We start from the raw sequence: 13,461 nt of genomic DNA, 5'->3' as shown, positions 1-13,461 counted from the left end.
CTCCCCCGACCGTACTATTCAATAAAAAACATTATATTTATTCAAGCCTTTCTAAAAATCTCAAATACATATGGAAACAACGACGCAACGTGATGAACGACTCTGGAAGATTGCTAAATCAAGAGCAGCTTTCAGAAACTCCCTGCTCATTTATCTGATTATGAATGCCTTTTTCTGGGTGCTCTGGTTTGTTACACAAGGACCAGGACACCACGGCACACCATGGCCTGTATGGCCGGCACTGGGCTGGGGACTTGGACTGGCATTCCAGTATTTTAATGCATGGCATCGCGACCCGTTTGGTGATGCTGTGAAAGAATATGAAAAACTGCAGGAAGAAAAGCAGCGCAGAGGCGTATAAAATTCCACTACTTTTAACAGGCGTAACGCATACCACCAAAGCTATCTATGATCAAGCAGCAGCAGCCACGAAGATTATTTGATGTAATCGAACACCAGCTAAAGAATTTCCCAAAAACAGACATGCTGGTAGGAAAAGAAAACAATGTCTGGAGAAAATACAGCACACAGGAAGTAGCCGATCTATCATTGCGTTTCAGCGCCGGGCTGCTACAACTGGGAATAGGTAAAGGGGATGCAACTCCTGAAGGTTGTGATAAAATTGCGATCATCTCTCCTAATCGTCCGGAATGGGTGATCACCGACCTTGCCTGTCAGCAGGCAGGCGCCATTCTCGCGCCCCTCTATCCAACATTAAGTGAACACGAAATGGAGTTTATCCTGAACGACTCAGGGGCTTCCATCCTGTTCATCAGTGGAGAAGATATGCTTGAAAAGATCAAACCTATCCGGCATAAACTAACGCAGCTTAAAGAAATCTATTCATTCAATAAAATAGCAGGCGCCCGTCACTGGCTGGAGATTCCTGAGATGGCCACACAAGCTGATATGGATCGCATACCGGCTATCCGAGAATCAACAAAACCAGATCAGCTGGCCACTATCATCTATACATCCGGTACCACCGGTACGCCTAAAGGTGTAATGCTGACGCATGATAATATCATGAGTAACGTTACCGCCTGTATCCCTTATCTTCCGGTTAGTCTGGAAGCAAGGGCATTAAGCTTTCTACCGCTCAATCACGTATTTGAACGCATGGTTACTTATGTATACCTGACTGCAGGTGTGCCTATTTACTATGCGGAAAGCATGGATACCATCGCCGACAACCTGCGTGAGGTCAAGCCAAGCATCTTTACGACCGTTCCCCGTTTGCTGGAAAAGGTCTATGAAAAGATCATGGCAAAAGGACTTGAGCTGAAAGGAGTCAAACGTGCACTCTTCTTCTGGTCCGTTGAACTGGGCAAAAAATACGAGATAAATAAATCATTGGGCTGGTGGTATAATTTCCAGCTGTCTATTGCCAATAAACTTGTATTCAAAAAATGGCGGGAAGCACTGGGAGGTAATATCGACGCGATTGTAGTAGGATCTGCTCCCTGTCAGGTGCGCTTGTTAAAGATCTTCACCGCTGCACATATTCCTATCCTGGAAGGATACGGACTGACCGAAACTTCACCGGTGATAAGCGTAAACCGCGTTGATGAAAAAGACCGCATGTTCGGGACTGTTGGTCCGCTGATCAGTAATGTGGAAGTAAGACTCGCAGAAGACGGAGAAATCTGTTGTAAAGGACCGAACATCACGCCAGGTTATTACAAACGCCCTGATCTCACCAAAGAATCCATCATTGATGGCTGGTTCCATACCGGCGATATAGGTGTACTTGTGAACAATAAGTTCCTTAAGATCACCGATCGTAAAAAAGAACTCTTCAAAACTTCCGGGGGTAAATTCGTTGCGCCACAGCCAATCGAAAACAAGTTCAAGGAATCTCCTTTTATTGAACAGATCATGGTTGTAGGTGAAAACCGCAAATTTACCGGTGCACTCGTTGTACCTTCTTTCCCTAACCTGGAAAGCTGGGCAGCTAAAAAGGGCATCCGCACCGGCAGTCACGAAGAACTGTTACAAAACACTGATATCCAGCAACTTTACAAGCAGGTGGTGGAGAAATACAACCAGTATTTCAGCCACATCGAACAGATCAAGAAGTTCGAATTACTGCCACAGGAATGGACAATCGCCAACGGAGAACTCTCTCCTACCCTGAAAGTGAAACGAAAAGTGATTGCCCAACGATATGAACAACAAATTGAAAAAATTTATAATTAAGTGGTAGTGGCGTGCAATTTTTAGGCGGTTTGCTTGAAATATATAAAAAACGTTTACTTTTGCACTCCACTTTAGGGTTTTGCCCCTATGGCCCGGTAGTTCAATGGATAGAATAGAAGTTTCCTAAACTTTAGATACAAGTTCGATTCTTGTCCGGGCTACAAAGAAAAAAGCAATGCTGTTGTCAGCATTGCTTTTTTTCTTTTGGACTTCCTACCCATATCATTTGAACGCCACAACAATCTCCGCCATTCCGCTTCGTGCTTTCTTTGTATCACAATTCAAAACGAAAGCAAATCATGAAAACAATATTCATTACAGGGACCTCCAGCGGTCTGGGAAAAGCAGCAGTACAGCTGTTTCATCATCATGGATGGAATGTAATTGCCACTATGCGTAACGCCGGAAAAGGTGACGATTTCAGCGAATTAGAAAGAGTGACAGTCCTTCCCCTGGATATCACTGATCCGGAGCAGATCAGATCAACGGTAGCGGCAGCTATTGCCCTTGGCCCGGTTGACGTTGTGCTGAACAATGCAGCTTATGGCGCTATGGGACCATTAGAAGGTTTTGAAGACGAAGACATCAGCAAACAGGTAGATACCAATCTGCTGGGAGCAATCAGAATTACACACGCATTCATTCCTCATTTCAGAGAGCAAAAAAGTGGTATGTTCATCAATATTACCTCTATTGCCGGTCTCGTCACATTCCCTTTTGCCAGTCTGTATCACGCCGTAAAATGGGGTCTGGAGGCATTCAGCGAAGGAATGACCTATGAACTGGCGCCCTGGGGTATCAGTGTTAAAACCGTTGCTCCCGGATTTATCCGCACAGCTTTTGGAGCCAATGCAAAGCAGACAACTGCAGCCCCTTATGAGACAGCGCTTGAGCAGTATATGAAAGTGGTGACAGGTATGATGGACCCCACTAAATCAGGCTCCACCGCAGAAGAAATAGCCGCTGTTGTATACGAAGCGGTAACAGACGGAAAAGACCAGGTACATTACACCGCAGGTGCTGACTCTACCAGCATGTACGAAAGACGCCTGGAAGTAGGCGCCGAAGCTTCCCGCAGGGAAATGTCCACAATATTCTTAGGCTGATAATACCACACCGGTCAGGTCTGAAACGGCCTGACCTTCTTCTTTTAAGTATATTTATAACATGGCCGCTACAACAGATCCAAGCATACCGCAGATTGTCTATGCCTGCGTTTCACATAAAACCGTTGACGCCGAGTTACTGGTCAGGCAACATGTGATCGAATATATCCTGGCCGGCACCTCAATCGCATATTTCGGCAATAAATCGGAGACCTTTCATGCCGGTGATATCCGCTTTGCGGTAAGAAACAGGTTGAGCAAATTTGTAAAGTTGCCACATGAAGGGGAAGAATACCGGTCAATCGCCATTTGTATTGACAAGAACACGCTCATGGAATTATCAGCACCCTATGAACGGAGTATTGCATCCAGTCAGCATTATGACAATGTGCTGCCGCTACGCCCTAACAACTTTTTTAAAAACTATATCGACTCATTACTCCCCTACCTGGAACATAGCAACCAGCTCACCGGAGAACTACTGAAAACAAAAGTAAAAGAAGCCGTACTCATATTCATGAGCGCCAATCCAGAATTGAAACGTATCCTTTTTGACTTCAGCGAACCGGGGAAAATAGATCTGCAGGCGTTTATGGAAGAACACTATCAGTACAGCGGAGACCTGGAACATATGGCATATCTGACAGGTCGTAGCATCTCTACATTTAAGCGTGATTTCGAAAAGATCTTTCACACTACTCCAGGCAAATGGTTAATACAGAAAAAGCTGGAAGCCGCACATGTTTTGCTGAAAGAAAAGAAAATGAAACCTACGGATGTTTACATGGAAGTGGGCTTTAACGACTATTCACATTTCTTTTCAGCCTTTAAAAAACTATTCGGCATGGCGCCGTCGATGGTTATATAAGCACTTAATTAATAATCATTTATATAATATTCAATCATTAATTATTGCATTGTAGACACTTTGTAGATGCCCTTTTTTTTCTTTCCTCCCCTAATTCTGCTTTCTTTACCCCGTTGAAACTATTCCGGCCAAATATCCAACTGTTTGACGATATCAATTAACTCCTTCTCACAAAGCCGGGTGCACACATCCTGATAAAGGAAGTACACCGTATTCATCATTGTACCCCAAACTTATTACCGAAATCCACCACTGTTTATCCCCATTTCAACCCACATGCTGACTAAAAGGCGCATGAACGATCCACACGACAAGCGTCCTTTTAGCCGGCCCGGGATTGACCTTCTGCTATATTGTTTAATACGTGTTTTTGTTTTTCCGGAACACGCGGGTCAGTTTATGCCACCAATGCCAGCGGGGGTTTTTACAAGCATTCACATTGGCGTATGCGCCGGTAACAACGGTTACTGTAGTCCATCCATAATGCGGTACGACCACTTCCGGCAGTGCCATCATAGATGCCTTCAAACTAACCTGTACATTGGAAAACTGGTCCGCGCTAAGCAACACTTCCCGGGCATCATATCCAAGACGGCTGATCTGAAGCGTAATTGAATCCGTAGTAAACAGCGCTGCCGGCAGCGTGAAACTAAACTGGCCCTCTACATCTGTGATACATCCGATACCTGCATGATTTTTTATACGCACAGATACCTGATCCAAAGCATTCCCTCCATCATCCATAATACATCCCTGAATACGTTTGTCCCCTCCCGCCTGTAAAGACGGCGCCATCGTAACAGCAGGTACTTTATAATTCCCATGCAACTGCCCCGGTAATATAGCCGTCAGCATTGTACTTAACAAAATAGCAGGAAAAACTGACCGGGATGGCTCCTGCGGAGCTTGTAATACCCTGTCCAACTGCGTCGCATCAAAACGACCACAGCCATTCCCCTGGTTCCACTTCAGAGAAGCTAATAATTCCGCATCAGTCATTCCCGTAAAGTCAGTCACCTTCCTCTGACAACTCAGACAAAAACGGCCGTCTCCGGCGGGTAACATTTCATGCCAGGGCTGCGTACAGCGATCAGGGATACTGAGTATAACGTCGTCTTTCTGCTTCATGGGTATCAGTTTGACACAGGATGCTCAGATTAAAAAAATTCCATAATCAAGACGGAAAAAATGGTAATTCTTACCTTTGAAACAACGTTAGCCATTTTCAACACGACAATTCCCGTTTATGACATTTCACAAATCCCTGTTTCTTATTGTTTTACTATTATTCTACTCAGCATGTCAGTATGATCCATACGCACATAAGTACACGACGCATAAACCTGACTTCGAAGATCTCATTGGCACTTACAGATTCAGCGAACAAACTGTATCGCAGGATACCGTCAATAAGGCCGGACAGGAGAGTTATATCGAATTAAGAAAAAACGGCACCTATACGATCTGTGATATGCCCGACGTCTTCCCCGAAAAAGTAAACAGTTCCCCAAAACGGATCAGGGGTAATATCTCTGTTAAAGGAAAATGGAATATTGAAAGTGTGGGCAATGTGGATAACGGATCAAATGTGGAGACACATTGGGGTATCGGATTAACAAATTTCAATAAACAATATACCAGTATCGGATTTATGGGTAATAAACCACCCTATGATATTATTATCACATTAGGTGATCCTGATGCAGGTGAAGTGCTCATTTTCACCAGAGAAGAATAAAACCTGACTGACTAACAAGGTATTCCTAATAAGTCTTTCTCTTATATAGTCAGACTATACTTATCTTACCATAGTGCTCCCTTTTCAACGTAGCATTAACGTAAGATAAGTATAGTCTAAGTATAGTCTGGGCTATATCTGAAAGCGGTGACAGCTATAAATTACTATTATTTCATGCAGCAGGGGTTCAGTAGAATTACTGTTTCCATCAGGAATGATAGAGTGCATTTTTAAATCGTTTTGCCAGTAATCCGCTAGCCTTTTCCGGATCGATTTCAGCCACAACAACACCTACTCGGCCATATGCTTCATGTGCGACACAGGAGCCGTCAGGAGCCACTAATGTGGATGCTGCATCCGTATAAGGGGAGGCATAATTGGAACTGGCTGTATAAATTGTATTTTCCATTGCCCGAAGCATTACAGCCTTTTCGTAATAAGGATTTTCCTTCGCTCCCCATTCTTTCAATTCCGGCCCGGCTGTTTCACTGCCACCAAAATGAGGCATGAATACAATCTTTGCATCCTGCTGTGCAGCCCATCTGACAGATTCAGGATAACGGAATCCTTCATGACAAATTGTAATACCAAACTTCACACCGTTCACGTCAAAAATACTGCGGGTAGTACCAGCTGTCCAGAGCTCATCTTCCGTAGGATCCAGCTGATTTTTCGTCTGATACCCTAATACCTCTCCTTTTGCAGAAACCACAAAGGCAAGATTGACCAGTTGCTCGTCTATATACCAATCCATCGGTACAATGATCGTAATCGCATGTTCTGCCGCAATGTCGCATACCTTGGCCAAAGCGTGCAATAAAGATTTCCGGGAGCGGTCTTCCGGTGCATATCCCATACCGGGATAACCTGGCAGATATGATTCCGGGAAACAGATAATTGCAGCGCTTGCAGCAGCTGCTTCTTTTACCAGCTTTTCAAGCCAGAACAATCCATCCTGTAAGGACTTCGGGAAAGGAGGTGATGCTAATGCGACTTTCATAAAGATGGTTTATAAGCCGGCAAAATTATAGAATATGGCAATATACTTTGTTGTATATTCATAGATATCCCAAACATATGAAAGTAAGTATCCCTTTGTTATTCATCATACTGTTTGTCACTGGTTGCGCTACCCTGGCAAGTACGGACAGCACAACGCAGCATACGTCATGCTATACTCCGCTTAGTAAAAAAGACATTGCGGAACTCAGAAAGCATTTCCGTATTGATACGCTGATCGTACAGGATACACATGTAGGATATGTTGCGAATGCCCCTATTGATGGAAGACGCTATTGTATGATTCCTGACAATGTTATTCTGGAAAAATGGAATGGTGGTCAAACACAATATTATGCATTAGCCCGGAACGCCACCCTTCTGAGCGATTCCACCATCATCCAATATACCTTGTTATTACCAAGTGATACATTCAGTAATAGTTTTGAAGATGGTATGTGGTTTTATGTGCGTTTTAACAAGAAAAAAATCACTTATGAAGCGAATCAAAAACCTGCTGGCGCCAGTAAAAAACCATCGGTGAACGGCACGGGTATTTATCGCTATGAAGCTGATTCATTGTATAAAGTAAGCGCCCAGCAAAATGATGTAGCATTCCGGAAAGTGGCAAAAGAAGGCTTCTATTATCTGCCACCTCCCGGCAGGCTTTTCAACATCTATCCGATCAGTGAGATCAGGTAATGCATTAGTGATTTATTTGTTGTTAATGGCAGGATTGCCGCTATTATCGGTAGGGATCATTACACCTAATGCCTCCAGAAAGCCCAGCCGATCCGTTAATACAGCGCTACTGATAATCTTTCCGTCTTTCATTTCGTATTTTACGATACCCGGCCCTGTCACATATTTCCCTGTAGCCGGAATGCGTTGATAGGTTCCTTTGTGCGTACCCTGAAATTCCTGGAATACAACCACTTTATTACCTTCGGCCACCATATCTTTAATTACCCATTGCGCGTCCGGAAAGGCCGCTAACAATGGTTGTAATTGCTGTCCGAATGTACCCGGATAGGCATCTGAAACGAACCGAGATACATTGGAGATATCCCTTTTATTAAGGACGGCTTCATACATTTTACTGACTACTGCTTTGTTATTCATGATAAGCTCCGTTTGTTTTAATGTCTGTGCTGCTGATAATAAAGGCATTACTATTACAGCCGACAGGATTACTAAAAATTTCATCGTTTGTTTTCCACAAAACTAGCGACCGTCAGGAGCCTGGAATTGTAAAAAATCATTGATTTATCTCCGGAGCTTATACATTCACAAAGCCATCTGCAACAAAAGGTTGGCTATATCCAGCATTTACCCGCCGAATAGGTACGGGCATTCCCTGCTATCAGCACCCGTTCTCCATTATCGGTACAGAACAACGTACCCAGACGCTTAGACAATTGCAGGGCATTCAGCTCCTTTTTACCCAGTTTTTCACTCCAGTAAGGAATCAGCGAACAATGCGCAGAGCCTGTCACCGGATCTTCCAGTATAGATGCCTGCGGGGTAAAAAAGCGGGATACAAAGTCACAATGCTCACCTGGTGCCGTGACAATAACCCCTCCCGGATCAAGATTAATCTGATCCAGGATCTGCCGGTCTATCTCTATATCCCGGATATCCTGTTCATGTGCATATACCAGTACATAATCTCTCGCTTTTAATACCTCCTGCGGTTGCTTACTCAGCGAACGGCTAATCACATCAGGCAATGTCGCCGCTACCGGTTTCCTGGAAGGAAAATCCAGTACATAACGCGCTCCGCTGAAAGTCACTTTTAAAGGTCCGCTGGCAGAAGTAAACAGTATACTGTCTTTGTTATAATTAAGAAAAGTTTTAATCACATGTGCTGATGCCAGGGTAGCGTGACCACACAGATCCATTTCTATTTCCGGGGTAAACCAGCGTAAGGCAAAACCCTCTTCCTGCGGAATGAAAAATGCGGTCTCAGCCACAGCATTCTCCCGTGCGAGCAGCAACAACTGTTCATCCGGCAGCCATCTTTCCAGGGGAATAACGCAGGCAGGATTACCACCGAAAATATCTGTGGTGAATGCGTCTACCTGGTATAAGTTTAATTCGGTCATGGGAAAGGGTATTAAACGTAGAAAGTCAGCAAATTGCTGACTTTCTGCACTATAACATAAAATATCGTCCGGCTATTCTTCATCATCTTCTTCAAACTCGTCTTCTTCCAGCCACTCAAGATAAGAATAGTACCATTCTTCCAGCTGTTCAAGTAACTCGTCCTTCTTACCTGGATCGTTCTTAAAGAACTCATCCACGTTGTCCAGTTCAGCAACGATATCAATATGACCGTTTTCCTCGTCTTCATCAACACGTTTAGCGAAGAAACGGGGTTGCTCTGTGTGGAAGATATACTCATTGTCAGGATCCGTAACAGGATCATCAGCAATCATAAACTTGGGTAACTTTGCCATATTAATATTGTTTTATTTTAACATTAGAAGTCCTACAGGGACCAGACAAAAGTATCGATTAATCAATTACAGCCAAAACAGTTTTTACCTGCTGTATGCACTGTTACCCTATATTCACGATTATTCTGTTCAATACGCTGATCATCAGATTATACTCCGCTTCGGTGATACCGTTTAACATCCGGCCAGACCGCTCCTGCTGTATGCTTCCTATCTGCTGATACGCTCCCCTTCCTTCCGCAGTGAAGGCGCATTTATCTTCTGCTGAAACCGTGACCCAACCACGATCTAGCATTGACTGTATGATCTCGCCGAATTGTTGTGCATTGACCGTCGACTTTATTTCCTGGAAAAACTCCCAGGTAATAATACTTTCCTGTTCTGCTATCCGCTGCATGATCAACCAGTGATGACGGGAAATGGAAAGATCTGCGAATTCATCGTTTAGAAAAGCAGTAATACGTTTGTCTGCTTCTTTCAGATACCAGCCAATCGGCTTGTTAGCTTCCATAGTATAGTTGTTATAATAGTAAGTAGGACCTGTTATTTAATTCTTCTGATAACTGACAGGCGTTTTACCTGTCCATCTTTTAAAAGCTCTTGTAAATGCGCTCAGTTCATTATATCCCAGCATATAGGAGATCGTTTTAACGGGATAATCACCTTCTTCAAGATAATGTATGGCCAATGATTTTCTGACTTCATCTGCTACATCCTGGTAGCTGATACCTTCTTCTTTCAGTTTACGTTGCAGTGTTCTCGGACTGACATTAAAATTGGCAGCGATCTCACTCAGGGACCGGATGCCAAGATAGGCATTGGTCAGCAGATACTGATGTATCTTTTCTTTAAATGAATCGCCTGCTGTGCTGTTATTCGCTGCAACATTCTGCAGCAACGTACGTTGTATTTCATAATTTGCACTGAGCAGTGGTTCTGTCCAGTAGTGATTGTCAAATACCAATGCATACTCCTCCGCACTCTTTTCTATCTCGCAGCGAAACACACGTGTATACTCGCTTTCCTGCTCTACCCTGTAAGGCAATCGCACCGATACCGGTTTCACTTTACGCAACAACAATCCGTCCAGTTCGTGTACGACAAAGACCATAAACAGTTCGAGTGTCTGTCTGAATACAAACAGGTCCGTACGTTCCGTCAAAGGCAGAAAGCGGATGATAAAATGAGACGGGGTACGGTCAACCGTAACACGCAACAGATCAGTAAGCAGATGTGCCAATGCTGCCGCCTGTTCCACTGCCTGTCCGACAGTTTCGCTGGTCCTGATAATTTCACCTACTATCCCCAGCGCTGATAATTGCAGGGACTCGCCAAAATGTAGTCCGAACAGTATATCATCGGCCAGCGCACTGGCCTCCCGCCAGAGACTATTCAGCTGATGATGACTGACAACATAGTCTTCGGTACGCTGTAATACCGCCATGTCTATACCAGCCAGCCGGCATAACTGCGTAGCGGGTACGTCACGTAAAGCGGCATACGCAATCAGGTTCAGTACAAAACGCCTGCGCATATTCTCCATAGTATGTCGCGAAATGGTAATTGTTTGTCGCATAAAGATAATAAGCGCCCCGCTTATCAGGAATAGTTTTGCAGTAAACAATCAACTAAATAAAAACAAACAACATGGAAAATCAGGCAAAACAGATAGTAACGCAATTCCTGACAGCAGTACAGCAGGGAGACAATCAGACACTGGCAGCTTTACTCGATCCAGCCGTAGAATGGGAACAACCTGGTGAAAACCGCTTTTCCGGCTTTAAAAAGGATATTAATGAGGTATTCCAGATGGTAGGTGGCATGTTTGCCCATACCAATAATACCCTCTCACTGACAAAGATCAAGGATATCGCGGTCAGCGGCAACAGCGTGGCCTGCCTTATCCAATGGACAGCCGAAGGGGCAGCAGGAGACAGACTCGATGTGGATAACATTGACGTTTATACCGTTACAGCGGGCAAGATTGTCAAGGCAAAGATCTATTCCAGTGACCTGGAACAGGAGGACCGTTTCTGGGGGAAATAAATTAACATAATAAAGTAACTCCTTGGCACACTATTCGTTCTATAAGGCAAAAACCAGTCACATGAAACTATATTTTGTAGCTGCCGCCTTACTGACCATGCTAAGTTGTCAACAATCTGCCAGTACAAGTTCCGAAACGGAAGGGAAAGACAGCACTGTTACCGCCCCGGCGATGGTAGCAGCAGGTCCTCAATGCTTTACCCGTATCTCTGGTAAGGATACTTCTTATCTGCAGTTTGAAACAGACAATGAAGTTATCAATGGACATCTGGAGTACCGTCTCTTTGAAAAAGACAAAAACCTGGGTACTATTACCGGTACGATCAATAACAACATCATTGAGGCAGAATATCGCTTTATGAGTGAGGGCCAGACCAGTGTAAGACCTGTCGTGTTCAAACTGGAAAATAACCAGGTATCAGAGGCTATTCCATCCTCTTTTGATAAAGAGGGAGTGCCTGTATTCGAAAAAGACCTGACCAAGCTGAAATATGAGGAAACTCCTTTCGTAAAAGGAGATTGCAAATAATCTGTTTCTTTTGGAAAAACAGCGCCCCACGATTGAATCGCGGGGCGTTCCGTTTTTTGTAATGGTTGGTTCAACAGGGCTTCTGGATAGTTGTAGATGCTATCATCGTATAAAAACGTCGACTACTTTTCCGGGGAGACCATGCGTCTGATTAAGAATATTGCCGTTCTTCCCGGTACTTATATCAAGGGTATAATAACTGCCATCTGTACCCGCAATCAGTTTGTTCACCTCATCCATCACTTTGATCATGGTTACATCTTTACCACCGAAATTCGCATCCAGTTGTTTGATCTCCTGATTCAGCGGATTGTAGCGATAGATTTTATCATGAGAGGTAAAATAAAATACGCCTAAAGCAGAGGATTGCCATTTAGTTTGGTCCGTCATCAGACTATCTCCCTTAAACTTCCTTTTATAGATGGTTTTAAAGCGGGAATTTCCCTCCAGGAAGTTCAGGGCGAACTTCAGTTCATAAGTCTTGCCAACGCTGTCACAAAAGGCGTATACATCATTTTCTGTGATCTTCTCCATGTCAAGCAGGTCCATTTTCAGGTCCTTTGGATTGAACAGGGAATCCTCCTGTGTATAATTGATACCGAAATAGGTCGTACGGTCAAAACGCAGGAAACGTTTTTTCACCTTGTCAAAACCCAGGTAGTACAAGCCCTTGTCATTGCTGGTAAAGACAAGGTCTCCGGACAGGTTGTAATCACCTGCGATCGGATTACTGAAATAGCCATAATAGGTACCGAACGGCGCTGTTTCCACTGTTCCGAAGTACAACTTATCATTCATCACAGCAGTCGTAGTTCCATCCAGCAACTTCTGAAAATATGCAGGATGTATATCTCCCGGTGGATCGTAAAAATTCTCTTTCAGGTATTTCATACGCTTCAGATCATCAGGACTGATCTGCACAGCCGGGTTAGTACCTCCGGCACATACTATCCAATAAGACAGCGTCACATTCAGGTAATACTGGTTGCGCAATGGTACTATCTGCAACGGATTTGTACCCAGGTTTTCTCCATTGATCGCCGGATACAGATCAGGTTTTACCGAACCGTCTGGCTTAACAAAAGAAAGCTTCGCTTGTCCGCCTTCATCGGAGAGTACCAATGTACCTGAAGTAAACTCTGTTTTACCATTGATGACGAATTCGTAGAAATACTTCATCCCGGTCGTATTGTCTTTCACAGTGAATATACAGCTGTATCTGTTAGAGCCAAGACCGTACAGGATTCTCAATGCAGGACCATCATAATCATCTGATCGGGCTTCAGATGGGATCTGTATCATCCAGTGGCAGGTCATGTCCGTTCTGCCGCCCGGGAGTACAATCTTCGGTTCGATGATCAGACTATCTCCTGTTAAAACAGTATATGCTGTATCCAGATTAGAGATAACCGGCTCATCGACTTTTACATAATCATAGTTCCCTTTATCCTTGAAGCAGGATGCCAGGAAGGGAAGCAAAGCAGCAATAAGTATATAAAAAAGTGATTTCTTCATTG

16 protein-coding genes and 1 tRNA gene are annotated in these 13,461 nt (G+C 44.0%); 9 read left to right on the top strand and 8 right to left on the bottom strand.

The window, feature by feature from the left end; genetic code table 11:
* The first annotated feature begins 70 nt into the window (after positions 1–70).
* The 5 genes from CPIN_RS05515 (at position 71) to CPIN_RS05495 (ending at position 4,173) form a co-directional block, all read left to right on the top strand.
* Positions 71–361, top strand: coding sequence for a 2TM domain-containing protein (locus tag CPIN_RS05515; protein ID WP_012788789.1), 291 nt, complete (start codon positions 71–73; stop codon positions 359–361).
* Positions 362–408: 47 nt separating this feature from the next.
* Complete coding sequence (locus CPIN_RS05510; protein WP_012788788.1) at positions 409–2,199, top strand: AMP-dependent synthetase/ligase; 1,791 nt, start codon at positions 409–411, stop codon at positions 2,197–2,199.
* Between the two features lie 89 nt (positions 2,200–2,288).
* Positions 2,289–2,360: transfer RNA gene (locus tag CPIN_RS05505), tRNA-Arg, on the top strand.
* A 138-nt stretch (positions 2,361–2,498) separates the two neighbouring features.
* Entirely contained in the window at positions 2,499–3,305 is an 807-nt protein-coding gene (locus tag CPIN_RS05500) for an SDR family oxidoreductase (RefSeq protein WP_012788787.1), read from the top strand.
* Between the two features lie 61 nt (positions 3,306–3,366).
* Positions 3,367–4,173, top strand: a complete 807-nt coding sequence (locus CPIN_RS05495) for a helix-turn-helix domain-containing protein (RefSeq protein ID WP_012788786.1) — start codon at positions 3,367–3,369, stop codon at positions 4,171–4,173.
* Positions 4,174–4,530: 357 nt separating this feature from the next.
* Here the strand turns inward: CPIN_RS05495 and CPIN_RS05490 are convergent, their stop codons facing one another.
* Complete coding sequence (locus CPIN_RS05490; protein ID WP_012788785.1) at positions 4,531–5,301, bottom strand: carboxypeptidase-like regulatory domain-containing protein; 771 nt, start codon at positions 5,299–5,301, stop codon at positions 4,531–4,533.
* Positions 5,302–5,419: 118 nt separating this feature from the next.
* Here CPIN_RS05490 and CPIN_RS05485 point away from each other — a divergent pair, with 118 nt between their 5' ends.
* A complete protein-coding gene (locus CPIN_RS05485; RefSeq protein WP_012788784.1) occupies positions 5,420–5,911 on the top strand; it encodes a hypothetical protein in 492 nt (163 codons plus the stop codon).
* Positions 5,912–6,119: 208 nt separating this feature from the next.
* On the opposite strand, the gene CPIN_RS05480 is transcribed toward CPIN_RS05485, so the two are convergent.
* Entirely contained in the window at positions 6,120–6,911 is a 792-nt protein-coding gene (locus CPIN_RS05480) for a carbon-nitrogen hydrolase family protein (RefSeq protein ID WP_012788783.1), read from the bottom strand.
* A 77-nt stretch (positions 6,912–6,988) separates the two neighbouring features.
* Here CPIN_RS05480 and CPIN_RS05475 point away from each other — a divergent pair, with 77 nt between their 5' ends.
* Positions 6,989–7,612, top strand: coding sequence for a hypothetical protein (locus CPIN_RS05475; RefSeq protein ID WP_012788782.1), 624 nt, complete (start codon positions 6,989–6,991; stop codon positions 7,610–7,612).
* Positions 7,613–7,624: 12 nt separating this feature from the next.
* On the opposite strand, the gene CPIN_RS36360 is transcribed toward CPIN_RS05475, so the two are convergent.
* From CPIN_RS36360 to CPIN_RS05450, 5 genes are all read right to left on the bottom strand, one after another.
* Complete coding sequence (locus CPIN_RS36360; protein ID WP_012788781.1) at positions 7,625–8,116, bottom strand: ester cyclase; 492 nt, start codon at positions 8,114–8,116, stop codon at positions 7,625–7,627.
* A 110-nt stretch (positions 8,117–8,226) separates the two neighbouring features.
* The gene (locus CPIN_RS05465; protein ID WP_012788780.1) at positions 8,227–9,015 is read right to left on the bottom strand and encodes a PhzF family protein; all 789 of its coding nucleotides are present in this window, start codon (positions 9,013–9,015) and stop codon (positions 8,227–8,229) included.
* A 72-nt stretch (positions 9,016–9,087) separates the two neighbouring features.
* Positions 9,088–9,369 (bottom strand): hypothetical protein, encoded by a 282-nt coding sequence (locus CPIN_RS05460; RefSeq protein ID WP_012788779.1) that lies wholly within the window; start codon positions 9,367–9,369, stop codon positions 9,088–9,090.
* Between the two features lie 103 nt (positions 9,370–9,472).
* Positions 9,473–9,880 (bottom strand): MarR family winged helix-turn-helix transcriptional regulator, encoded by a 408-nt coding sequence (locus CPIN_RS05455; protein ID WP_012788778.1) that lies wholly within the window; start codon positions 9,878–9,880, stop codon positions 9,473–9,475.
* 36 nt (positions 9,881–9,916) lie between these two features.
* A complete protein-coding gene (locus CPIN_RS05450; protein ID WP_222838181.1) occupies positions 9,917–10,945 on the bottom strand; it encodes an AraC family transcriptional regulator in 1,029 nt (342 codons plus the stop codon).
* 71 nt (positions 10,946–11,016) lie between these two features.
* On the opposite strand from CPIN_RS05450, the gene CPIN_RS05445 reads away from it, so the two are divergent.
* Together CPIN_RS05445 and CPIN_RS05440 are read left to right on the top strand one after the other, a co-directional pair.
* Positions 11,017–11,415 carry a nuclear transport factor 2 family protein gene (locus CPIN_RS05445; protein WP_012788776.1) on the top strand — a complete coding sequence of 133 codons (399 nt, stop codon included), beginning with the start codon at positions 11,017–11,019 and terminating at the stop codon, positions 11,413–11,415.
* Positions 11,416–11,476: 61 nt separating this feature from the next.
* On the top strand, positions 11,477–11,944 hold the full coding sequence (locus tag CPIN_RS05440; RefSeq protein ID WP_012788775.1) for a hypothetical protein: 468 nt from the start codon (positions 11,477–11,479) through the stop codon (positions 11,942–11,944).
* 102 nt (positions 11,945–12,046) lie between these two features.
* On the opposite strand, the gene CPIN_RS05435 is transcribed toward CPIN_RS05440, so the two are convergent.
* A complete protein-coding gene (locus CPIN_RS05435; protein WP_012788774.1) occupies positions 12,047–13,459 on the bottom strand; it encodes a PKD-like family lipoprotein in 1,413 nt (470 codons plus the stop codon).
* Positions 13,460–13,461 lie beyond the last annotated feature (2 nt).

This window comes from Chitinophaga pinensis DSM 2588 (genome assembly GCF_000024005.1).
In the GTDB taxonomy this organism is placed as follows: Bacteria; Bacteroidota; Bacteroidia; order Chitinophagales; family Chitinophagaceae; genus Chitinophaga; species Chitinophaga pinensis.
This window is presented reverse-complemented; position numbering and strand designations above follow the sequence as displayed.

Excerpts from the sequence above, each read along its gene's own strand:
- CPIN_RS05515 (WP_012788789.1), top strand. The coding sequence starts at position 71 with ATGGAAACAACGACGCAACGTGATGAACGACTCTGGAAGATTGCTAAA.
- CPIN_RS05510 (WP_012788788.1), top strand. The coding sequence starts at position 409 with ATGATCAAGCAGCAGCAGCCACGAAGATTATTTGATGTAATCGAACAC.
- CPIN_RS05500 (WP_012788787.1), top strand. The coding sequence starts at position 2,499 with ATGAAAACAATATTCATTACAGGGACCTCCAGCGGTCTGGGAAAAGCA.
- CPIN_RS05495 (WP_012788786.1), top strand. The coding sequence starts at position 3,367 with ATGGCCGCTACAACAGATCCAAGCATACCGCAGATTGTCTATGCCTGC.
- CPIN_RS05490 (WP_012788785.1), bottom strand. The coding sequence starts at position 5,301 with ATGAAGCAGAAAGACGACGTTATACTCAGTATCCCTGATCGCTGTACG.
- CPIN_RS05485 (WP_012788784.1), top strand. The coding sequence starts at position 5,420 with ATGACATTTCACAAATCCCTGTTTCTTATTGTTTTACTATTATTCTAC.
- CPIN_RS05480 (WP_012788783.1), bottom strand. The coding sequence starts at position 6,911 with ATGAAAGTCGCATTAGCATCACCTCCTTTCCCGAAGTCCTTACAGGAT.
- CPIN_RS05475 (WP_012788782.1), top strand. The coding sequence starts at position 6,989 with ATGAAAGTAAGTATCCCTTTGTTATTCATCATACTGTTTGTCACTGGT.
- CPIN_RS36360 (WP_012788781.1), bottom strand. The coding sequence starts at position 8,116 with ATGAAATTTTTAGTAATCCTGTCGGCTGTAATAGTAATGCCTTTATTA.
- CPIN_RS05465 (WP_012788780.1), bottom strand. The coding sequence starts at position 9,015 with ATGACCGAATTAAACTTATACCAGGTAGACGCATTCACCACAGATATT.
- CPIN_RS05460 (WP_012788779.1), bottom strand. The coding sequence starts at position 9,369 with ATGGCAAAGTTACCCAAGTTTATGATTGCTGATGATCCTGTTACGGAT.
- CPIN_RS05455 (WP_012788778.1), bottom strand. The coding sequence starts at position 9,880 with ATGGAAGCTAACAAGCCGATTGGCTGGTATCTGAAAGAAGCAGACAAA.
- CPIN_RS05450 (WP_222838181.1), bottom strand. The coding sequence starts at position 10,945 with ATGCGACAAACAATTACCATTTCGCGACATACTATGGAGAATATGCGC.
- CPIN_RS05445 (WP_012788776.1), top strand. The coding sequence starts at position 11,017 with ATGGAAAATCAGGCAAAACAGATAGTAACGCAATTCCTGACAGCAGTA.
- CPIN_RS05440 (WP_012788775.1), top strand. The coding sequence starts at position 11,477 with ATGAAACTATATTTTGTAGCTGCCGCCTTACTGACCATGCTAAGTTGT.
- CPIN_RS05435 (WP_012788774.1), bottom strand. The coding sequence starts at position 13,459 with ATGAAGAAATCACTTTTTTATATACTTATTGCTGCTTTGCTTCCCTTC.